Origin of the sequence: Terrabacter sp. Soil810 (assembly GCF_001429645.1) — a bacterium.
Classification (GTDB): Bacteria; Actinomycetota; Actinomycetes; order Actinomycetales; family Dermatophilaceae; genus Terrabacter.
On the sequence record NZ_LMSW01000013.1, the window covers coordinates 266,909 to 286,107 of the forward strand.

At 71.7% G+C, this 19,199-nt stretch carries 21 protein-coding genes; 10 read left to right on the top strand and 11 right to left on the bottom strand.

What is annotated here, in order from left to right; genetic code table 11:
• Positions 1-47 precede the first annotated feature (47 nt).
• From rocD to ASG96_RS18100, 3 genes are all read left to right on the top strand, one after another.
• Positions 48-1,307, top strand: coding sequence for an ornithine--oxo-acid transaminase (rocD, locus tag ASG96_RS18090; protein WP_057588810.1), 1,260 nt, complete (start codon positions 48-50; stop codon positions 1,305-1,307).
• A 71-nt stretch (positions 1,308-1,378) separates the two neighbouring features.
• Entirely contained in the window at positions 1,379-1,618 is a 240-nt protein-coding gene (locus tag ASG96_RS18095) for a PLDc N-terminal domain-containing protein (protein ID WP_057588811.1), read from the top strand.
• A gap of 134 nt (positions 1,619-1,752) precedes the next feature.
• Positions 1,753-2,397, top strand: coding sequence for a type VI secretion system tube protein Hcp (locus tag ASG96_RS18100; RefSeq protein ID WP_056750734.1), 645 nt, complete (start codon positions 1,753-1,755; stop codon positions 2,395-2,397).
• Positions 2,398-2,406: 9 nt separating this feature from the next.
• On the opposite strand, the gene ASG96_RS18105 is transcribed toward ASG96_RS18100, so the two are convergent.
• From ASG96_RS18105 to ASG96_RS18115, 3 genes are all read right to left on the bottom strand, one after another.
• Positions 2,407-3,060 (bottom strand): hypothetical protein, encoded by a 654-nt coding sequence (locus ASG96_RS18105; protein ID WP_082591865.1) that lies wholly within the window; start codon positions 3,058-3,060, stop codon positions 2,407-2,409.
• Positions 3,061-3,377: 317 nt separating this feature from the next.
• The gene (locus ASG96_RS18110) at positions 3,378-4,526 is read right to left on the bottom strand and encodes a hypothetical protein (RefSeq protein WP_057588813.1); all 1,149 of its coding nucleotides are present in this window, start codon (positions 4,524-4,526) and stop codon (positions 3,378-3,380) included.
• A gap of 101 nt (positions 4,527-4,627) precedes the next feature.
• Positions 4,628-5,152, bottom strand: a complete 525-nt coding sequence (locus ASG96_RS18115; RefSeq protein WP_057588814.1) for a 2'-5' RNA ligase family protein — start codon at positions 5,150-5,152, stop codon at positions 4,628-4,630.
• 133 nt (positions 5,153-5,285) lie between these two features.
• Here ASG96_RS18115 and ASG96_RS18120 point away from each other — a divergent pair, with 133 nt between their 5' ends.
• The 6 genes from ASG96_RS18120 (at position 5,286) to ASG96_RS18145 (ending at position 9,653) form a co-directional block, all read left to right on the top strand.
• Complete coding sequence (locus tag ASG96_RS18120; protein WP_056750720.1) at positions 5,286-5,894, top strand: hypothetical protein; 609 nt, start codon at positions 5,286-5,288, stop codon at positions 5,892-5,894.
• The gene (locus tag ASG96_RS18125) at positions 5,891-7,264 is read left to right on the top strand and encodes a hypothetical protein (protein WP_057588815.1); all 1,374 of its coding nucleotides are present in this window, start codon (positions 5,891-5,893) and stop codon (positions 7,262-7,264) included. Before ASG96_RS18120 ends, ASG96_RS18125 begins: the two co-directional genes overlap by 4 nt.
• A 72-nt stretch (positions 7,265-7,336) precedes the next feature.
• Positions 7,337-7,732 carry a PPOX class F420-dependent oxidoreductase gene (locus ASG96_RS18130; protein ID WP_057588816.1) on the top strand — a complete coding sequence of 132 codons (396 nt, stop codon included), beginning with the start codon at positions 7,337-7,339 and terminating at the stop codon, positions 7,730-7,732.
• Between the two features lie 62 nt (positions 7,733-7,794).
• Complete coding sequence (locus ASG96_RS18135) at positions 7,795-8,763, top strand: oxygenase MpaB family protein (RefSeq protein WP_057588868.1); 969 nt, start codon at positions 7,795-7,797, stop codon at positions 8,761-8,763.
• A 189-nt stretch (positions 8,764-8,952) separates the two neighbouring features.
• Complete coding sequence (locus tag ASG96_RS18140; RefSeq protein WP_235509219.1) at positions 8,953-9,336, top strand: hypothetical protein; 384 nt, start codon at positions 8,953-8,955, stop codon at positions 9,334-9,336.
• On the top strand, positions 9,333-9,653 hold the full coding sequence (locus tag ASG96_RS18145) for a hypothetical protein (RefSeq protein WP_057588818.1): 321 nt from the start codon (positions 9,333-9,335) through the stop codon (positions 9,651-9,653). The genes ASG96_RS18140 and ASG96_RS18145 overlap by 4 nt, the downstream gene beginning before the upstream one ends.
• On the opposite strand, the gene ASG96_RS18150 is transcribed toward ASG96_RS18145, so the two are convergent.
• From ASG96_RS18150 to ASG96_RS18170, 5 genes are read right to left on the bottom strand one after another with little or no spacing between them, the layout of a single operon-like run.
• Complete coding sequence (locus ASG96_RS18150; protein ID WP_057588819.1) at positions 9,632-10,144, bottom strand: GNAT family N-acetyltransferase; 513 nt, start codon at positions 10,142-10,144, stop codon at positions 9,632-9,634. The two genes, ASG96_RS18145 and ASG96_RS18150, sit on opposite strands and share 22 nt — an antisense overlap.
• A gap of 16 nt (positions 10,145-10,160) precedes the next feature.
• On the bottom strand, positions 10,161-10,682 hold the full coding sequence (locus ASG96_RS18155) for a phage tail protein (RefSeq protein ID WP_056750703.1): 522 nt from the start codon (positions 10,680-10,682) through the stop codon (positions 10,161-10,163).
• A gap of 9 nt (positions 10,683-10,691) precedes the next feature.
• Complete coding sequence (locus ASG96_RS18160; RefSeq protein WP_056750701.1) at positions 10,692-11,204, bottom strand: phage tail protein; 513 nt, start codon at positions 11,202-11,204, stop codon at positions 10,692-10,694.
• 8 nt (positions 11,205-11,212) lie between these two features.
• On the bottom strand, positions 11,213-11,719 hold the full coding sequence (locus tag ASG96_RS18165) for a phage tail protein (RefSeq protein WP_056750699.1): 507 nt from the start codon (positions 11,717-11,719) through the stop codon (positions 11,213-11,215).
• Positions 11,720-11,729: 10 nt separating this feature from the next.
• Positions 11,730-16,841 (bottom strand): S-layer family protein, encoded by a 5,112-nt coding sequence (locus ASG96_RS18170; protein WP_162262052.1) that lies wholly within the window; start codon positions 16,839-16,841, stop codon positions 11,730-11,732.
• Positions 16,842-17,084: 243 nt separating this feature from the next.
• Between ASG96_RS18170 and ASG96_RS18175 the strand changes: the two genes are divergently transcribed.
• The gene (locus tag ASG96_RS18175; protein ID WP_057588821.1) at positions 17,085-17,603 is read left to right on the top strand and encodes a glycine cleavage system protein R; all 519 of its coding nucleotides are present in this window, start codon (positions 17,085-17,087) and stop codon (positions 17,601-17,603) included.
• Between the two features lie 285 nt (positions 17,604-17,888).
• Here ASG96_RS18175 and ASG96_RS18180 read toward each other — a convergent pair whose 3' ends face one another.
• The 3 genes from ASG96_RS18180 to ASG96_RS18190 are packed head-to-tail and all read right to left on the bottom strand — an operon-like array spanning position 17,889 to position 19,118.
• On the bottom strand, positions 17,889-18,320 hold the full coding sequence (locus ASG96_RS18180) for a type II toxin-antitoxin system VapC family toxin (RefSeq protein WP_057588822.1): 432 nt from the start codon (positions 18,318-18,320) through the stop codon (positions 17,889-17,891).
• A complete protein-coding gene (locus ASG96_RS18185; protein ID WP_057588869.1) occupies positions 18,317-18,577 on the bottom strand; it encodes a type II toxin-antitoxin system Phd/YefM family antitoxin in 261 nt (86 codons plus the stop codon). Before ASG96_RS18185 ends, ASG96_RS18180 begins: the two co-directional genes overlap by 4 nt.
• A 10-nt stretch (positions 18,578-18,587) precedes the next feature.
• Positions 18,588-19,118 carry a hypothetical protein gene (locus ASG96_RS18190; RefSeq protein WP_057588823.1) on the bottom strand — a complete coding sequence of 177 codons (531 nt, stop codon included), beginning with the start codon at positions 19,116-19,118 and terminating at the stop codon, positions 18,588-18,590.
• Positions 19,119-19,199 lie beyond the last annotated feature (81 nt).

Sequence of the window (19,199 nt, forward strand, 5' to 3'; positions counted from 1 at the left end):
CCTCACATTCCGGTGCCGCACGGGCGGCGCAGTGCCACGATCGAGGGGTGAGCAACACGGCCGCACGAACCGGGGCCAGCGAGCAGACCGGCCCGGCCCCGGGTCCCCGCACCACCACCCACGAGCACGTCTCGCTGGCGCAGAGCTGGGTGGCCAACAACTACAGCCCGCTGCCCGTCGTCATCGCGCACGCCGAGGGCGCGTGGGTCACGGACGTCGAGGGACGCCGCTATCTCGATGCCCTCGCCGGCTACTCGGCGCTCAACTTCGGGCACCTCCACCCGACACTCGTCGCTGCTGCCCGGTCGCAGCTCGACCGGCTGACCCTGACGAGCCGCGCCTTCCACAGCGACCGGCTCGGCCCCTTCTGTCGCGACCTCGCGACGCTCGCCGGCAAGGAGCTCGTGCTGCCGATGAACACCGGCGCCGAGGCCGTCGAGACCGCGATCAAGACCGCCCGGAGGTGGGGCTACGAGGTCAAGGGCGTGCCCGACGGCCGAGCCCGGATCGTCGTCATGGCCGGCAACTTCCACGGCCGCACGACGACGATCATCAGCTTCTCCGACGACCCGCTCGCCCACGACCACTACGGCCCCTACACACCGGGCTTCGACATGGTGCCGTTCGGCGACCTCGAGGCCCTCGAGGCGGCCATCACCGACGACACCGTCGCGGTGCTGCTCGAGCCGATCCAGGGGGAGGGCGGCGTCATCATCCCGCCCGAGGGGTGGCTGCGCGACGTGCGCACCCTCACCCGGGAGCGCACCGTGCTCATGGTGGCCGACGAGATCCAGTCGGGGCTCGGCCGCACCGGCACGACCTTCGCCTGTGACGTCGAGGGCGTCGTCCCCGACCTCTACGTGCTCGGCAAGGCGCTCGGCGGCGGCATCGTCCCGGTGTCGGCGGTCGTCGCGGACCGTGACGTGCTCGGTGTCTTCACCCCGGGCAGCCACGGGTCGACGTTCGGCGGCAACCCGCTCGCGGCCGCGGTCGGCCAGGCAGTCGTCGGCCTGCTGTCGACCGGTGAGTTCCAGCAACGGGCGCGGCGGCTCGGGGCGCTGCTCGAGACCGGGCTGCGCGAGCTGCTCGGACACGGCGTGGACGCGGTGCGCTGCCGCGGTCTGTGGGCCGGCGTCGACATCGACCCGCGGCTCATGACCGGGCGCGAGGCGTCGCACCGCCTGCTCGAGCACGGTGTCCTCGTCAAGGACACGCACGGCTCGACGGTGCGCATCGCTCCCCCGCTCGTCATCGGGGAGATGGAGCTCGAGATCCTCCTCGATGCCTTCCGGGCCATCCTTCGCTGAGCGTCGTTCCTGCACCGAGAGTCCTGCACCGAGTCCTGCACCGAGAGCGCGAGAGTCCCCGAGGAGGGGTCATGGCACAGAAGAAGAAGTGGTCGGACCTGACGAGTGGTCAGCAGACGGCGATCCTCGTGGCGGGGTGCATCCAGCTGTCCCTGGCGGCGACGGCCTGGGCCGACCTGGCTCGCCGGCCGGCGAGCGAGGTCGCGGGGAGCAAGGCGAAGTGGGCCGCGATCATCGCGATCAACTTCGTGGGCCCGCTCGCCTACTTCGCCCGCGGGCGCCGGGTGGTGGTCCCGGAGGTGCTGTCCTGACATCGGTCGACATGCGCTGACATCGGCCACATCACCAACTCCCCGGATGTTGAGTTTGACTGCGCCTCAACCATTTTCGCGCCACGATCGGAGTCCGTGGCCAATCAGGGCCACCTGATCGATGTGAGGCAGTCATGGTCGACGGCAACGATGCATTCACCACCACCCGCCGCGGGGCTCTCAAGACCGGGGCCCTCGGCCTCGGTGGCCTCACCAGCGCCATCGCGCTCGGTGGCACCGAAGCGGCCTCGGCTGCCGCCCTCCCGTCGATGGACACGGTCGCCGCGCTGGCGGGCGTCTCCGGAGGTTCCTACTTCCTCCAGCTCGATGGGATCCCCGGGGACAGTGTCGATGAGCGGCACCTCGCGTGGATCGACGTGGAGAGCTACTCCTGGGGAGCCTCGAACTCGTCTGCCGTCTCGGGATCGGGCTGGTCGTCGAGCAAGGCCAGCATCAGCAATCTCAATCTGTCGACACAGTTCGGTTCCGCCAGTCCGCTTCTCTTCCTTCGGACCATGAATGGCAAGCACGTGTCGACGGCCGTGCTCCAGGGCATGACCGGCGGGGACACGCCGAGAAAGTTCCTCGAGCTCGAGCTCAAGGACGTCGCCGTCATCTCCTACCAGTCGTCCGCGTCAGAAGGGCCCCCCTTCGAATCGCTCTCGCTGGCGTTCGCGATCATCAAGTACACGCTCTTCCTCCAGAGTGCGACCGGTGGGGTCGGCGAGACCATCTCGGCGACGTGGAACGTGCGCACCGGCACAGGCTCGGCCACCTGAGTCCCGCCGTCACACGACGGGCGCGCGGCCCGACGACTCGGCCGCGCGCTCGGCGCGGTCACGGATGCCGCGCAGCATCTTCTGGCTCATCAGCGAGCTCGCGGCCGACACCGGCTCGACGAGGAGCGGGGACCACCGGTGCGTGTAGGCGAAGCGCTCGCGGGTGATGAGCCGGGTCGCGAGGTGCGGGTGGCGGCGCAGGACGAACGACCACGTGAAGTCGTAGGGCGCCGCCCCCGGGTCGCCCGGCATGGTGGGTGCCGCGTGGAGCACGAGCGACCGTCCGGGGTCGACCGACGCGACGGCGAGCGCGACCTGCGGGTGGAGGCGGACGACGTCGCCGGCCTCGAGGTGCTGCCACTCCTCGACGACGTTCTCCGCACTGTGCACCCGGCACCCGGCGAGGTTCTCGAGACGGTCGTAGCTGTAGAAGCCGCCGCGGTCGGCGCCCAGCTGCACGACCCAGGGCCACACGTCCTCGGGCGGGGCCTGGACCGTGATGGAACGAGTGGCGACGAGGCCGGCGACCGGGAGGATCTCGTCACCCGGCAGGTGCTCACGCGTCTCCTCGGTGGTGGCGCCCCAGTGCAGGGCCGACCAGCGCAGCGTCACCACGGTCACGACCGCGGCGCCGACGACCACTGGTGCGACCAGGCGCCTCATGCCTCTCACGGTAGTCCGGAAACCGTTGTCGGGCCGCGAGATCCGCGCCACCCTCCCCCAAAATGTGTTGGAGCCCGGCTCGCGTTCGCGATGCCGGGCCACCAGTGACGGTTCACGTACCACAACGGGCCAACCGTCGAAGTCTCGGTCTTTCCTGAGAACGAGTGTCCCGCGCAGGAGCGACCGAGACAGAGTGACACGCCGGTGTCGGCGCACGTCGTCGAAATGGCGCACCATGGTGCAAAAGGACCACCGGTGACTAGTCCCGCCGGCCGCCGGCCGCCGGCCACCGGTCGCCGGCCGCCGGTCGGCCTTCCTCAGGTGATCGGCGTTCCCGTCGCGAGACCCGCGAGGGCCCCGTCGGGCACGACACGCACGCAGCCCCACTCGAGGCCGAGCCGGTCCATGACGGCCTGGCTCGTGACGTGCCGGAGGCGTCCGCCGTCGACGAGCCACACCGGGTCGGCCGACCGCTCACGCAGCAACGTCCGGTCGAGCGGCATCGAGCGCAGTCCGGCGAGCGTGCCCTGCGGGATCTCGCGGACCTTCCCCCAGTCGAGTCCCAGCCCTTCGAAGACCTCGGGCGACGGGATCCAGAAGGCCTTGCCTCCGTAGACGACGTGGATCGGGTCGGTGCCGCGCTCGCGGACGAGCGTGCCGTTGCCCGGGTGGGTCGCGACGTGCGCCATCGAGCCCGACTTGGCGGACACGACCGCGTCCCAACGGAGCCCGCACGCGTCGAACTCGGCCGGTGACGGCACCCAGAACTGCCCGCCACCGCGGATCACCATGATGCGCGGGTCGGTGGAGTCGTGGATGACGCGACCGTCGGCGAGGTAGCTCGGGACCTTGCGGGTGTAGCTCTCGACGAAGAGGCCGCGCCACGTCTTGCCGTTGCTCCCGGTGATGGCCCGCTCGGCCGGGTCGTCGACGGTGGTGAGCCTGAGCCGGACCTCCTGGCCCGGGTTGTTGTTGTCGTAGACGAGGACGTAGGTGTAGCGGCTGTCCTGCTCCCAGCCGTAGGCGACGACCTGGTGGTCGTTGCCGAGCTCGGTCACCGAGCGGGCCTGGGTCAGGCCGAGGAGCACGGGCTGTCCCGAGTTGAGCCGCGCCTTGAGCTTCGGCAGCTCGTCCTCGCGGGTCATCCGGGCGACGCCCTTGCCGCGCAGCCAGGTCGGGTGGTCGAGGCTCGTGGCGTACTGGACGAACTTCAGGCCGTTGTCGACGAAGGTGTCCATGAGCCGGGCGTAGACGTAGTCGCCGACGAGCGAGCCGTCTTGCGGGAGAGTGCCGTTCGTCGACATGGCCAGGCCGGCGTACCAGTAGTCCATGGCGGCGGCCGCCATGCCGCCACAGCGGCCGCGGGTGGTGATGTCGACGCCGACGGCCGGGATGCGGAGCACGTGGTTGGTGAAGCCGTTGCTGAAGGCGAAGCCGTTCTCGGCGGGCGTGAAGCTGATGCGCATGATCGTGTGTCTTTCCCCGAAGGTTGGTTGGTCGGGGAGAAGAGCCACGGGCGGGCCGATCGATACTGGGCCCCCGTACTCAGCGGTGACGACCACAGCACTCACGGCACGGCGGGCAGCTCCCACGTCGTGCCGTCCGTCGTGTCGATGAGGGCGGCCCGGTCGCACCGGAGGGTCAGCGGCAGCCGGTCCGACACGGCGTCGACGACGCCCTGCAGGTGCGAGCCCGGAACGCCGGTCGTCGCGGACACGTGCGGCATCCAGTGGCCAGGCTCGTAGTGCCGGTGGATCGTCGCTCCAGTGTCGCGCAGCGCCTCGACCACCCGGGCCTGCCGCGTCGCGAGATCGACGGAGGCCGACCCGGCGAGCGCCACGCGCCCTCGGGGGAAGACCACCGTGCCCTGCACCGACACCTCCACCGGCCCACCGTCGCCCAGCCCGGCCACGGCGCAGCGGACCGCCTCGCGCTCCCAGGCCAGCAGGACGGCATACGACAGGTGGGGCACGTGGTGACCGTGGGTGTGGGTGAGCAGCGTCGGTATGCCGTCCGCCTCGAGCCGCTCCCAGAGCGCGCGGACGGCGCGGTCCGACCTGCGGTCGAGCAGGAGGCAGAGCGCGAGCGCCATGGCCCATTGTGCGCACGGGCACCCCGCGAGACCGGCCGGCGGCCGGATGTATCACCGGCCCCGGCCGCCACGTCCGATGGGAAGAGGCGCAAAGAGGCACCGACGAGGTGCCCGGCACGAGGAGGGCGAGCCGATGCCCGAGCCCATGGACGACCACATGACCACGAACCCGCCGGACCGCACGAGGTGGCGCTGGACCGCGGTGCTCGCACTCAGCGTGGTGGCGTCGGCCCCGCTGTCGCTCGCGGCGTGCTCCTCGGCGAGACAGTCGGGTGCCACGCCGACGCTGACGACCGTGACGGTCACGCACACCCCAGCACCGCGACCGGTGTCCACGCCGCCCTCCACGACCTCCACCCCGACCTCCACCCTGGGTCAGCTGGAGGGCACGTGGCAGAGCCTCGACCAGGGGTCGGCCGAGGTGCTCTACACCTTCCGGCCCGACGGCCGGTTCGAGCGGGCCGAGGTGCTCATGCAGTCGCGGTCGAGCGGCACCTTCGAGTTCGCCATCGGCACCAAGGGGGTCGTCGAGGTGACCGGCTCGACGCTGACGCTGAAGCCCCAGGGTGGCGTGCAGACGCTGCACGACCCGGACTCGCCCTCGGGCAGCTACGACGGCCGCCCGCTCGATGACCTGTCGCCGGAGACCTACTCGTGGTCGAGGCAGGGCGAGGACCTCGTCCTCGTGGGGAAGTTCGGGGCCGTGACCTACGAGCCGGTGACGCAGGAGCCACCACGGTGAGCGGCGACGACGCGCTGACCGAACGTGCCGCAGCACGCCTGCACGACTGGGCTGCCCGGGTCCGCTCGAACCCGGCGCAGGTCGTCGTCTCCGTCCTCATCGCCGCGCTTCTGGCTGCGGGCACCTGGCTCGCCGCCCAGGCGAGTGGCGACTGGCTGCAGTCGACCCGACTCGAGACGCGCTCGATGGCGCTCACCGTCGAGGAGCTGCGTCACCTCTACCAGGACCAGGCGCCGGTCGCGCTCGACCTCGCGCTGCTCGAGGTGCGAGCCGATGCCTTCCAGGACGCGTCCGACACGGTCACCTCGCAGGGTCTCGCCACCCCGGGCAGCCGGCTGGCGGCCGCGGAGGCCGCGACGCTGCGCAAGGCCGCCGGTGAGCTCCGGGCCGGGCTGCAGCAGGCCGGCAGCTCCTTGCTGTCCGCCGACTACGAGCGGGCCGACCACGGGTATGCCGTGAGCACCCGTCTCGCGGACGCGCTCACCACCGCCGGGGCCGACCCGCAAGGCGTCGAGGACGCCGTGGCCGACGGCGACGAGCGAGCGGCGTGGGCGTTGCGCCTGGCTGCCCTGTCGGTGGTCGCCGCGGCCGCGTTCGTCGTCCTGCGCACCGCTGGCAACCGGCACCGACCGCAGGCGGACCCGGCGGCGGGGTCGACGGCGAGGTCGGCGTCCGGCGGCTCGTCCCCCGGCGACGGCGAGGACGTCGGGCTCGTCCCCCAGCCGTGGCAGGAGCGGACGCGTGCCCAGCGGGTGGCCGCAGGCGTGGCCCTCGTCGCGTGGCTGCTGCTCCCGGTCCTGACGGCGGCGCAGCTCGTGCTCTCGAGCGGGTCGGCTCGCGACGATGCTGAGTCGTCACGGCGGGCGACGACGATCACGGGCTCACTGCTCGCGAGCCAGCTCTTCAGCTCGTTCGCGCTCCGGAGCCAGCACCAGCAGGTGCAGCTCGGGATGCTCTCCCTCGCAAGGCAGTTCGTCGCCGTGGGCGACGACGTGCCGGGTCAGTCAGAGCTCGCGAGCGCCGACGCCGCAGCGGCGTCCACGTGGGCGCAGGTCGCGACGGCGATGACGGCGCCGCCGAGCGAGTCCGACGGGGTCCCGCCCGCCGTCGTCGCGATGGTCACGTCCGAACCGGCCGACTACGACGCGCTCCTCGCCGCCCAGCACGAGGCCGTCGACTCCTCGCAGCGACGTGGTGACGCGGCCAACCTCATGAACCTCGCACTGCTCCTCGCGGCCTTCACGACGACGGCCACCGTCCTGGCACGTCGCCCGGGTCGCGGTGGTGCGACCGCCACGACGACTGCGGCTCTGATGGCGGGGACGGCCCTCACCATCGGCGTGGTCGCGGTGGTCCGCACGCTCGTCTGAGGCGCCGGCTCGGCACCGTGCCGGCGTGCGTCCACGGGCGACCACACGGCATACGCTGGCGGCGTGAGCCCCATGCCGGACGACCTCGACGTCGTCAACGCCAACCGCTACGTGTCGCTGACGACGTTCCGCCGGACGGGGGTCCCGGTGTCGTCGGCCGTGTGGATCTCGCGTGACGCGGGTGAGCTCGTCGTCGTCACCGTCGACCCGAGCGGCAAGCTCAAGCGCCTCGCACACACCTCGCGGGTCGAGCTGCGGCCGTGCGACATGCGTGGTCGCGTGCCCGACGGGGCCCCGACGTATGCCGGCACGGCCGTCGTCGACCGCAGCCCGGAGGGCGTCGCCGCGGTCAAGCGCGCCATCGGCCGCAAGTACCTCATGGCCCGTCTGGGCGACGCCGTCGCGGCGGTCACCGACCGGGTCCGACCGCGTGGTCCACGCGCCGGCATCCGCATCACCCTGGGCTGACGCGGACAAAGGGTGGACAGGTCGTTTCCGCACGCCGCTGACCTGTGGTTATGGTCTCGACCATGAGCCACACCGCAGGTGCCCGGCTGGTCCAGCGCCGGCTCGGCCTCATGCTGCGCAGCAAGGTCGCGGGCGATGACGCGCCCGACCGTGCGCAGCGGATCTGGGGTGCGGAGGGCGAGCGGTGGTTCACCCCCGAGGACCCGGTCTGGCGCGTGCACGCCGACGCCTCGATGTTCCCGGCCGGCGTCACGTCGCTGCTCCTGCAGATGCTGCACCCGATGGCGATGGCCGGGGTCGCCGGCCACAGCGGCTACAAGAGCGACCCGTGGGGGCGCCTCCAGCGCACGAGCCACTACCTCGCGACGACGACCTTCGGCACGGTCGAGCACGCCGAGGAGGCCATCGCGATGGTCCGCTCGATCCACGAGCGGGTGCGCGGCAAGGACCACCTCGGCCGGCCCTACCGCGCCGACGACCCGCACCTGCTCATGTGGGTGCATGCCGCCGAGATCGACTCCTTCCTCCGGGGCTACCAGACCTTCGGCGACGAGCCGCTGACCGATGCCGAGGCCGACGTCTACGTCGCGCAGGCCGGCATCCCCGCCGGGCGCCTCGGCGTCGTCGACCCGCCGACCTCGGTCGCCGAGCTGCGGACCGTCCTCGCCTCCTACCGCCCCGAGCTCGAGTCGTCACCGGCCGCACGCGAGGCCGCACGCTTCCTGCTGCTCGATCCCCCGCTGCCCTTCTACGCCCGCCCCGGTTACGGGACCCTCGCCTCCGGCGGCGTGTCCCTGCTGCCCGGGTGGGCCCGCGAGATGCTCGGCATCCCGCTGCCCGGCGTCGTCTCGACGCTCGTGGCGCGACCGCTCGGGCACCTCGGCACGGCGGCGGTGCGGTGGGGCATGGCCGGTCTCGCCGAGCGCCGCCCGTCCGACGCCGCGCCCGTCTCCGCACCCGACTCCCCGCCGGACACCCCCAGACCCCCCGACGAGACGGATGACCTCGTCGGGGCCCAGGCCGCGGGGTGAGCGGCCACCTTTGACCGGGCCGGGTGGCGCTCAAGAAGCGGGCGCACCCGGCCCGGCGCCTCTCTGCTCGCCACCTGCCGAATGGCCCGATGGCGTATGCCGTTCGGCTGACGCACGCACGCCCGCGCGGGATGATGCGAGGGTGCCGGAGAGCCCCGGCGCCGCGGGGGTGTCGAGAGGCGTACGGACATGGTCGTGATCAGTCGTCGACGAGTGCTTCAGGCCGTTCCCGCAGCCGCAGTGGCCACAGCTGTGACGGCGGCAGGTGCCGGCACCGCAGCGGCAGCCAAGGCCCCGGTCGACCTGCTGAGCCGGTCGCGATGGACCGCCCTGGTCGGCACCTCCTTCTCGGCGAAGTCGGCGACGTCGGCCTGGACCGGCCGGTTGTCCGCTGTCAACGACCTGCCCGGGACGCCGGGCTCCGACCGGCGCTACGCGCTGCACTTCACCTCGACGACGGGCTCGCGCGAGGACACCTACGGCGTCAGCCGATCCGGCTTCACGACGACGCCGCTCCACCTCGTGCCCGGCCCGACGGGCAAGACGTGGACCGCCGTGGTGAACCGCCTGTGACGCTCGACCTCGCCGGGGTCGGGGCGGGCGACTTCGAGCCGCACGTCGGGTCCGCGTTTGCCGTGTCCGGCTCAGGGGACGGCGACGGCGGAGGCGGAGGCGGCTTCTCGGTCGTCCTCGCGGAGGTCAGCCGCAGGCCCGCCGGCGGGCCGACGCGGGAGCCGTTCACCCTGACCTTCGCGGGCGGCCCGAATCCCCCGTCGGCACAAGGCATGCACCGTTTGGAGCACGATGTGCTCGGCGGCTTCGACCTCTTCCTCGTGCCCATCGGCCCGGGTGCCGACGGCCGGCACCGCTACGAGGCCGTCTTCGGCTGACGGGCCGGACGGCGGAGGAAGAGGTAGACCCCGAGGTCGTCGACGACCTCGAAGCCGAGGCGGGCGTAGAGCCGCAGCGCCGGGTTGTGTCGCTCGACGTGGATCGTCACGGGCAGACCGTCGCGGTCACCCTCGGCCAGCACCGGCTCGAGCAGCGCCTCCCCCACGCCACGACCACGGTGCTCGGGCAGCAGGGTGATGTCGACGACCCGGATCTCGTCGACGGTGCGGTCGACGTAGAGCCGTCCGGCCGGCACACCGTCGACGAGCACGACGTCGCGCACGGCCTCGGGACGCTGACGCGACCACGCACGGTCCTGCGCCTCGAACTGCTGCGCGACGAAGGCGGCCTTGGTCGCCTCGTCCCACGGCACCATCGCGAGCTCGGGCTCACGCGTGGATCGGTAGACGGCACGGAGGAGCTCGCGGTCGTCGTCGGTCGCGCGGCGCAGCGTGACGGCCGGCGACCTCACGTCGGGGGCGGACGGCATACGCTCTCCGGCCACCTCAGGGCCGCTGCGGGAAGATGCCCTGCAGCGCGATGACGAAGGTCACCACCAGGGACGGCTGCAGGTTGTTGTGCGGCAGGTTCCCACCTGCCGCACCCGTCATGGTGGGCGCCATCTGGGCGGGGGCGCCGGGCGGCGCGTACGAGTTGATGCCGCCTGCCTCGGCGGCGGGCAGGCTGGCTGCGGGACTGCGGTCGCCACCCTCGGCCTGCGACGCCGCCACCCCATGGTTGTGGACGGGCATCTCGCCCTGGATGAGCGTCACGTTGGGCTCGCCGCCGACCTCACCGAGGTCGCGCGGCGTCAGGCCGGGACCTTGCCCGGGGTGCATGGGCGCTGACCCGGCAAGGTTGGGCAGCGCGAACGTAGACCTGCCGTCGCCGCCGTAGAAGGTGCCGAGCAGGGAGAAGAGGGCGGTGTTCTGGCTGATCGGGATGAGCTGACCGTCGCAGGTGGCCCAGCCGCTCGGCGCGAAGTTGAAGCCGACGATGCGGATCTCGGCCAGGAAGGGGTCGGTCATGGCGGTACCTCAGTTCTGGCTGGGATAGATGCCCTCGGTGGCGATGATGAAGGTGATGCACAGGTAGGGCTGCATGTTGTCGTGCGGCTGGAAGCCGCCGCTGGGGGCCACCGTGGACGGGTGCAGCGTCGTGTGCGGCTGGTCGGTGCCGTAGGCGAAGACGGTCACACCCGCGGTCGTGGCCGGGACGTTGCCGGTAGCTGAGGTGACGGACGCGGTGGCCGAGGACCCCATGACCGGGTGGGTGTGCGCCGGCATCTGCGAGGTCGTGAGGGTGACCGACTCGACGCCTCCCGACTGGCCGAGGACGTAGCCGGAGCCGTCGGCGTGCACCGGAATCCGACCGCGCAGGTCGGGCACGGCGAACGTCGTCTGACCGTCGCCGCCGTAGGTCGTGCCGATGAGGTTGAAGAGGGCGTCGTACACGCCGATCGGCAGCAGCTGGCCGTTGCAGGCCAGCCAGCCGACGGGCGCGAAGGTGCCGCCGAACAGGCGGATCTCGCCGATGTAGGGCTCGCTCATGGTCTCTCCTAGTTGCGCGACGGGAAGATGCCGACGAGGGCGATGCACATGAACATGGCGAGGTAGGGCTGCCGGTTCTCGTGCGGCTGGTTGCCGCCGACGGTGGTGAACGCGCCCCCGTCCATGGCGACGAGGTTCTGCGCCGGTGCGTAGGCCGGCGACCCGGCGCTCGTCGCGAGCGTCACGTCCACGCTGGGGGCCTCGGTCGTGGCGCCGGCGCTCGTGGCGGTGACGGGGTGCAGGTGCGCCGGCAGCTCGCTGACGATCAGGGTGTGGCTGGCCTCGCCGAGCACCTGCCCCTGCGTGAGGCCCTGCCCGGTGTGGAGCGGGACCCGGCCCCGGAGGTCGGGCAGGGCGAAGGTGGTCGTCCCGTTGCCGCCGTACATCGTCCCGAGGAGGGAGAAGAGTGCCTGGTTCTGGTTGATCGGGAGCAGCTGCCCGTTGCACAGCGCCCACCCCTTCGGGGGGTAGCCGAAGGCGACGAGCTTGATCTCGCCGATGAAGGGATCGGACATGTGGCTCCTCCTAGAAGGACAGGGTGCACGGGATGAAGCTGCTGCCCGAGAGGACGGCCGTGCCCCCCGTGCCGAAGGTGCCCGCGGCGCTCGCGGGGTTGAGGCCGGAGACGTAGGCCTCGGTCTGCGGACCCGTCGCGGGGTTCGGGCTCAGGCCGACGACGCCGAAGTCGTTCGTCGTTGCCACGGTGCCCTGCTTGCGCAGGCCGATGCCCGGCGTGGTGGCGCCGACGGCTGTGTTGCCGGCCGTCGTGTTCGACGAGATCTTGAGGCACACGGTGGTGTCGATCGCGGCGCTGGAACCAGTCCCGGAGTCGACGCGGATGCCGGGCACGCTCGCCGCCGTGGTGGACAGGGGCGCCGCCACGGTGTTGCTCTCGATCTTCGCGTTGAGCGTCCCGCGCGAGTTGGCCAGGAAGCGGATGCCCGACCGGTCGGAGGACGAGACCGTGTTGCTGCTGATCGTCGCGTTGAGGACGGCGCTGTCGAGGACGCTGGTGTCGGCGAGCAGCCTCTGGTCCGTGCCTCCGGCGATGCCGAACGCGCCACCGAGCTGGGCCTGGGGCTTGACGACGTTGCCCGTGATGGCGCTGGTCAGGACGTGGGCGCCGTCGACGTCGACGGAGACGCACGTGCCCTTGTTGAGCCCGAGCGGTGCGGCACCCGTGCCGTTGCCGGTGACGTCGACGTAGCTCGTGCCGCGACCGGTCAGCGCGACCTGGATGCACTGCGTCGACATCGGGTTCGCGCTGCTGGCTCCCGCGACGAGGTTGCTGCCGATGAGCACGTGGGCACCGCTGGTGCCGAAGTCCGCGACGGGGGCCGACGCGCTTTCTGGGTTGCCACCGAGCAGGATGATGCCGCCGCCGTTCGGGTAGCCCGTGATGGTGTTGCCGGTGACCGACCCCGTGCCGATCGTGGCGGTCGTCGTGGTGGAGCCGGAGAGGTTGAGCAGGACGCCCGAGCCGACGGAGTCGGCGGCTGCGGCGGGGCTCTGCACGGTGTTGTTCGTGACGGTGACCGACGAGAGTGCGCCGCTCCGGTTGACGACGTGGAGTCCGCCGCCGTAGCCGCCGGTCAGCACGGAGCCGGACACCGTGAGTGATCCGGTGACGTTGGCGACCGTGGGTCCGTCGTCGTTGAAGGCGATGCTCGAGTGGAGGCCGCTCGCCTTCGCCGTGCCGCTGCCCGAGACGGTGCCGTTGGTGAAGGAGAAGCCGGCGACTGCCGTCCCGTCGATGCCCGGCGCGTTCGGGGTGCCGCTGACCGTGAGGTTGGTGAGGCTGACGCCGGCGGTGTTCGTCAGCAGGACGCCCGCTCCAGTCGTGTTCTGGATCGTGCCGCCGCTCGCGTTGCCGCCCACGGAGGTGTTGCCCCCGCCGACGACCGTCAGCCCACCGGAGCTGCCGGTGGCGTTGAGCCGTATGCCGTTCGCCGCGCCGTTCGCGCTCACCGACCGGAAGCTCAGGCCCGCAGCACCGATCGTCGTGCTGTCGACGACGAGGGTCGAGCCGGTCGTGCTCGTCAGGGTCGAGGTGAGGTCGCTGGCCGTGACCGTGCCGCCGCCGGTGGCGCTGAAGGCGCTGGCCGTGCCGGACGAGATCGTCAGCGGGGCGGTGAAGGTGACCGTCGCTCCGGTGTTGGAGGTCAGGGCGATCCCCGATCCGGTGATCGCACCGGAGAAGGTCGTCGTGCCACCACTGCGGTTGCTGACGGCGACCGAGCGACCGGTGCTTCCGGTGACCGTCGCGCCGACGGAGATGCCGCCCGAGGCCGCGCCGGTCAGGTCGATGCCGTCCTGGGTGCTCGCGCTCACCGTGACGGTGCTGCCGATGGTCGCGGTCGTGACGGCGTCGCCGTGGATGCCGTCGGCGGAGGCGCCGGAGACCGTGAGGCCCTGGACCTCGACCCCGTTGGCCAGGGTCAGGCCGTTGCCGGCGGCGTTGGTGATCGTCGGCGCGGTGGCACCGGCGGGCACGAGGGTCGTACCGCCGATCGCGAGACCGAACTTCTGCCCGTAGAGCCGCTGGTTGGCCTCGAGGGCCAGCCCACCGGCATACGACCCCGGGGCGGCGTAGACGAAGACGTAGTCGCCCGTGCCGTCGGGGTCGCCCGCGCCGCCGGCCCCGTTGAGCGGGGTCAGCGTCGTGAAGGGGGCCGTGGAGCGGCCGTCGCCACCCGGGGCTGCCGCACCGTCGACCCACCAGACGCGGTCGGCGCCGATGGCGACGCTGATGGTGCCGGTGGAGGTGAGCAGACCGTCGGTCACGGTGTAGGTGAAGGTGTCGGTCTGGCTGACGTCCCCGACCCCCGGCAGGTAGCTGAAGGTGCCGTCGGCGTTGATCGTCGCGCTGCCACCACCGGTCGTCGCGATGGTGCCGGCGACGACGGAGAGGGTGGCACCCTCGGGGTCGGAGTCGTTGGCGAGGGGCAGGTCGCCCGTCAGGGCCGTGCTCGGGCCGGTGGCCGTGACGCCCCGCACCGCGAGGGTGTTGCCGATGGCGCCGGAGTAGCTGTCGCCGCCGACGACGGGCGCCTCGTTGATGTTCGTGACCGTGATCGTGAGGACCTTGTCGAACGTCTTGACGGGGCTGCCGCTGTCGGTGGCGCGCACGCAGACGCTGTAGGAGGACTTCACCTCGAAGTTCAGCGACGCCGCGGTGACGAGCGACCCGGTGCTGACGCTGAAGCCGGCGCCGTCGGCGTACGTGCCCCCGCAGCCCAGCGAAGCCACGGTGACGACCGAGAACGTATGCGTCTGGCCGACGTCGGGGTCCACGGCACCCAGGGTGCCGACGAGGGTGCCGACGGGCTGGTTCTCGGGGACCGAGCTGTTGGTCAGGGTGATGTCGGTCGGCGCCTCGTTGACGTCGGTGACCGTGATGGTGAACGTCTTCTCGAAGAAGTTCCCGGCCGAGTCGGTCGTGCGGACGCGGACCGAGTAGGACGCCTTTGCCTCGAAGTCGAACGAGGCGGCCGTGCGCAGCTCGTCCCCGACGATCGCGAAGGAGGCGTTGTCGGTGTCTCCGGATCCGGCGACCCGGGCGTAGGTGAAGGTGTCGCCCGGGTCGGGGTCGGTACTCGTGAACGTGCCGACGGCGGTGGCGGACGGCTGGTTCTCGGCGACGGTCGACGCGGAGAGCGAGAGGTCGGTCGGCGCACTGTTGGCGGCGACAGTGAAGTCGGCGATGACGTTGGTTGTCATCGTGTCGGGCGGGTCGACCGTGTCGACGTCGTGGATCTGGCTGCCGGTGATCGTCAGGGTGCAGTCGGTGGCGGTGGGCAGGAGCCCGGTCGGGTCGAGGGTCCAGACGGCGGTGCCCGACCCGCTCAGCGAGAAGGCGGTCGTCGTGCCCGTCGGGCAGGCCAGCGCAAAGGCGCCTGCGTCGGCCGTGACCGGCTCGCTGAAGGTGACCGTGATGGTGGCGCCTGCCGACACGTTGGTGGCGCCGTCGGCCGGTGACGTCGAGACGACGGTCGGGGCGGTGTCGACGGTGGTGAAGCCGGCCGTGTAGTTCGCCGCCATCGTGTCGGGCGGGTCGCCGGCGTCGAGGTCGTGGACCTTGCTCGCCACGACGGTGAGGGTGCAGGACGCCGCGCCGGGCAGGGCGCCGGTTGGGGTCAGGGTCGCGGTCGCGGTGCCGGAGCCGCCGAAGGTGAACGCGACGGGGGTGCCGTTGCAGGCCAGCCCGAAGGAGTCCAGGGCGACGGTGACCGGCTCGCTGAACGTGACGGTGAGCGCGCCGGTTGCAGGCACATCGGTCGCTCCGTCGGCCGGTGAGCTGCTGACGACGAACGGAGCCGTGTCGACGACGAAGGAGAAGACGCGGTCGGCGGCCGGATGGTCGGGCGGGTCGACGGCGTCGACGTCGGAGACCTTGGTCTTGTCGACGGTGGCCGTGCACGCGTCGCCCTCGGTGAGGGCCGAGGTCGGCGTGAAGGTGTAGGTGATCTGGTCGGCGGTGCCGGGCGTCGTGGTGACGGGGCCGCTGTCGCAGCTGAGGGTGAGGGCGCCGGCGGCGAGCGTGACCGGCTCGGAGAAGGTGACCGCGAGCGCGGCGGTCGTCGAGACGCTGGTCGCGCCGTCGACGGGCGTCGTCGCGACGACCGAGGGCGCCGCGTCGACGGTGACGAAGGTGACGCTGAGGGCGGCCGTGAGCGCGTCGGGCGGGTCGCCGGCGTCGACGTCGGTGATGGCGCTGGCGGGCGCCGTCAAGGAGCAGGTCGCGGTCTGCGGGAGGTTTGCGGTGGGGTTGACGCTCACCGTCGACGTGCCCGAGCCGGTGACGGCATACGCCAGGTTCGGGCCGCCGCAGGAGAGCGTGAAGGCGTCGGCGGCGACGTCGATGGGCTCGCTGAAGGTGAGCACGATGTCGGTGGACGTCGCGACCCCGGTGGCGTCCCCGACCGGGCTGGACGAGACGAGGGAGGGAGCTGTGTCGGTCGTGAACGAGACGGTGCGGTCGGCGGCGGGGTTGTCGGGCGGGTCGAGGGTGTCGACGTCACTGATGCCCGCGGCATACGCGGTGACGGAGCAGGCGGCGCCCTGCGGCAGGGATCCGGTCGGGTGGAGCGTGACGGTGGACGTGGTGGATCCACTGATGCTGAAGGGGATCGCCGCGCTGTCGCAGTCGAGCGCGAAGGAGGCGACGGTCGCGGTGACGGGCTCGCTGAAGGTGAAGGCGGGGGTGACGGACGTGCCGACGTGGGTCGCGTTGGTGGTCGGCGACGTCGACGTGACGCTCGGCGCGGCGTCGTTGGGGGTCACCTGCACCTGGACCTCGCCGGTGAGGCACTGGCCGGGACCTGTGACGTAGCGCAGGGTGCCCGAGGGCAGGGCCGCACAGAAGTACACGGTGCCGGCCAGCGGCGGGAGCGTCTTGAAGGTGGCCGGCGGCTTGCAGTCACGGGCGTTCTTGGTCAGGCGGGTCGAGCCGGACGGCTGGATGCAGACGAGCACCGGGCCGGGCTTGAAGGTCACCTTCGTCTCGGTGCTCTTGCACTCGCCCAGAGAGGTGACGGCCCGGAGGAGGCCGTTGCTCTTGAGGGCGCACGCATACGACATCTCGCCGGTGCTCGGTGCTGCCGAGGCGCTGCCGGCGGGGCCGAGCAGGGCTGCCACCAGGAGAAGCGCACACGCGGCGGCGATGCGGTGGAAGGGGGTGATGGGACGGGCAGTGGTACTGGCACCGGCGCGTGACATCGCGACCTCCGATCGGAGCCCGCTGCCACGGTTGGCGCAGCCCGCGGGCAGGGTCCCCGTGCAACCCTCCCTTGATAGCACCGCCGTTCGGCGCGGCGACGAGGAATGGCGAGAATCCGCAGGCCCGGAGGCCGTATGCCGTCGGGTCAGTAGGCTGCTGACGTGCCCAGACTCGTGCTCACCGTCATCGGCGACGACCGCGCCGGCCTCGTCAGCGCCCTAGCGGACGTCGTCACCGCCCACGACGGCAACTGGGAGGACAGCCAGCTCGCAGAGCTGGCAGGCAAGTTCGCCGGCATCGTCGTCGTCGGGGTGCCGGCCGAGCGTGTCGACGAGCTGACCGCGGCGCTGCGCGAGCTCGACGGGCTGCTCGAGGTGGCGGCCCATCCGGGCGCCGAGGCTGACGGGGTGGCGGACGATTCCGACGCCCAGCGGCTGACGCTCGACCTGCTCGGCAACGACAGCCCGGGCATCGTGCGCGAGGTGTCGTCGGTGCTGAGCCGGCACGAGCTGTCGATCGAGACGATGACGACGGGCACGCGTGAGGCGCCGATGGCCGGCGGGCTGCTCTTCGAGGCGCACGTCGTCGTGCGGGTGCCCGGCGGGTCCGACTCCGCGGCGCTGCGCGCCGACCTGGAGCGGCTGGCCACCGAGCTGCTCGTCGACATCGCTCTGGCCTGACGGGCGTCCCTCCGACCCTGGTTGCGGGGGCTGTGCATTGGGTCATCAGGTGACTCAGCGAGTCGTGAGGCCCGCTGTGGGATGACGATGGGGCCCGCCTCGCGTTGCGAGCTCGGGCCCCGTGACGGTTCACGTACCACAACGGGCCAACCGCCGAAGTCTGTGTCGTCGGTGGACGACTCCCCTAGTGGAGGCCCGGCAACACGGCGAAATGTCTGAATTCGGGAGACGTTGCGGGACTCTTGCAGCGCGCTTGCGGAAGCGGACGGCATACGCCCCTCTGTCCTACGTCGCGGCGTTGATGTCGCAGGTCGCGATGGGCGCCGCCCGCCAGGTGGCGAGGAGCGTCGTGCCGCCGGAGGCGGCCAGCCCGTCCGGCCCCACGACGGTGAGCGCGGTGGCGGCATGGACGGCGTCGTAGCCCCGTAGGCCGTGGGTGGAGGCGAGGTCGGCCGCGGCCGTCGAGAGCCGGTCGTCGACGACCACGAGGTGCATCTTCTCGGTCAGGTCGGCGACGGCAGCGAGCAGTGTGCGGTGCTGACGAGCGGTGATGCGGCCGGTGTGCCGGGCCCCCCAGAGTCCGGAGGCGGCCTCGGCGCGCAGGGCCACGGAGGAGACGACGTCGTCGGCGTCGTCCCAGAGCCGTCGGCAGAGGGCAGAGGTGGGTTCGGCGACGAGGAGCGGCACGAAGGCCGACGTGTCGAGGTAGAGGATCACCGGCTCTGGTCGGCGACGAGGTCGCTGATCCCACCCTTGACGGCGAGGGGTTCGGGGGCAGGGCGCTTGGGGCGAGCGGGAGTCGCCAGGCCTTCGGCGACGAGGGCCTCGAGCGTCGTGCGACCGGAGAGCGGTCGGATCTCGGCCACCGGTCGGCCGCGGTCGGTGACGACGAGCGTCTCCCCAGCGCGGGCGCGATCGACGAACTCGCTCAGTCGGCTCTTCAGCTCGCGGATCCCGACCTGTTCATGAGTCATGGTGACCACCTCACGAGCCATTGTAGTCACCTTGGTCAGCATCCCAGGGGTCGCCGGCGACGAGCGTCTCGGTGGTGATGACGTTGTCGACGGCTCGGATCAGGTAGAGCTCGCGGGTGTCCCCACGCTCCGCCGCGATGACGCCGTTGACGACGTGGTCGAAGGTGAAGTCCTCGAAGTCGGCACCCGCGCCACGGGCCAGGCCGCCGGGCCTGAGGAAGTGGTCGACGAGGTGCTTGAGCCAGGGCACGGCGTTGTTGGACTTCTCGACCTCGCTCCAGCGCAGGCAGCACCCCTCGACGCAGGGCTTCCAGTCGCACATCCCCCAGGGCGTCGGGATCCCTGACTCGGGCGGCTGGACCGGGCTGGTGCGGGAGCGGCGGGCTCGGTCCACCCGCTCGGCCCGAGGGTTCGGCGGAAGGTCGTAGCCGTGCGCTCCCGGGTCGATGAGCTCGGCGTAGGCGCGCAGCCACTCGATCTCCGGCTCGCGCAGCACCGGCGTGATGTCGAGCCGGCCGAGGTAGTGCGTGCTGTAGCCCATCAGTCCTCCGTGTCGGTCGCCGCGCGTTGGTGTCGGGATGCGTTGGTGTCGTGGCATCGACCCAAGCACCGCACGCCCGGG

What these genes read in the sequence shown, in the direction of transcription:
- ASG96_RS18140 (WP_235509219.1), top strand. Translation starts at nt 8,953, where the DNA reads ATGGTCGTGATCAGTCGTCGACGAGTGCTTCAGGCCGTTCCCGCAGCC.
- ASG96_RS18105 (WP_082591865.1), bottom strand. Translation starts at nt 3,060, where the DNA reads ATGAGGCGCCTGGTCGCACCAGTGGTCGTCGGCGCCGCGGTCGTGACC.
- ASG96_RS18160 (WP_056750701.1), bottom strand. Translation starts at nt 11,204, where the DNA reads ATGAGCGAGCCCTACATCGGCGAGATCCGCCTGTTCGGCGGCACCTTC.
- ASG96_RS18130 (WP_057588816.1), top strand. Translation starts at nt 7,337, where the DNA reads ATGCCGGACGACCTCGACGTCGTCAACGCCAACCGCTACGTGTCGCTG.
- ASG96_RS18110 (WP_057588813.1), bottom strand. Translation starts at nt 4,526, where the DNA reads ATGCGCATCAGCTTCACGCCCGCCGAGAACGGCTTCGCCTTCAGCAAC.
- ASG96_RS18155 (WP_056750703.1), bottom strand. Translation starts at nt 10,682, where the DNA reads ATGACCGACCCCTTCCTGGCCGAGATCCGCATCGTCGGCTTCAACTTC.
- ASG96_RS18165 (WP_056750699.1), bottom strand. Translation starts at nt 11,719, where the DNA reads ATGTCCGATCCCTTCATCGGCGAGATCAAGCTCGTCGCCTTCGGCTAC.
- ASG96_RS18190 (WP_057588823.1), bottom strand. Translation starts at nt 19,118, where the DNA reads ATGGGCTACAGCACGCACTACCTCGGCCGGCTCGACATCACGCCGGTG.
- ASG96_RS18100 (WP_056750734.1), top strand. Translation starts at nt 1,753, where the DNA reads ATGGTCGACGGCAACGATGCATTCACCACCACCCGCCGCGGGGCTCTC.
- ASG96_RS18120 (WP_056750720.1), top strand. Translation starts at nt 5,286, where the DNA reads ATGCCCGAGCCCATGGACGACCACATGACCACGAACCCGCCGGACCGC.
- ASG96_RS18135 (WP_057588868.1), top strand. Translation starts at nt 7,795, where the DNA reads ATGAGCCACACCGCAGGTGCCCGGCTGGTCCAGCGCCGGCTCGGCCTC.
- ASG96_RS18095 (WP_057588811.1), top strand. Translation starts at nt 1,379, where the DNA reads ATGGCACAGAAGAAGAAGTGGTCGGACCTGACGAGTGGTCAGCAGACG.
- ASG96_RS18150 (WP_057588819.1), bottom strand. Translation starts at nt 10,144, where the DNA reads ATGCCGTCCGCCCCCGACGTGAGGTCGCCGGCCGTCACGCTGCGCCGC.
- ASG96_RS18185 (WP_057588869.1), bottom strand. Translation starts at nt 18,577, where the DNA reads ATGACTCATGAACAGGTCGGGATCCGCGAGCTGAAGAGCCGACTGAGC.
- ASG96_RS18115 (WP_057588814.1), bottom strand. Translation starts at nt 5,152, where the DNA reads ATGGCGCTCGCGCTCTGCCTCCTGCTCGACCGCAGGTCGGACCGCGCC.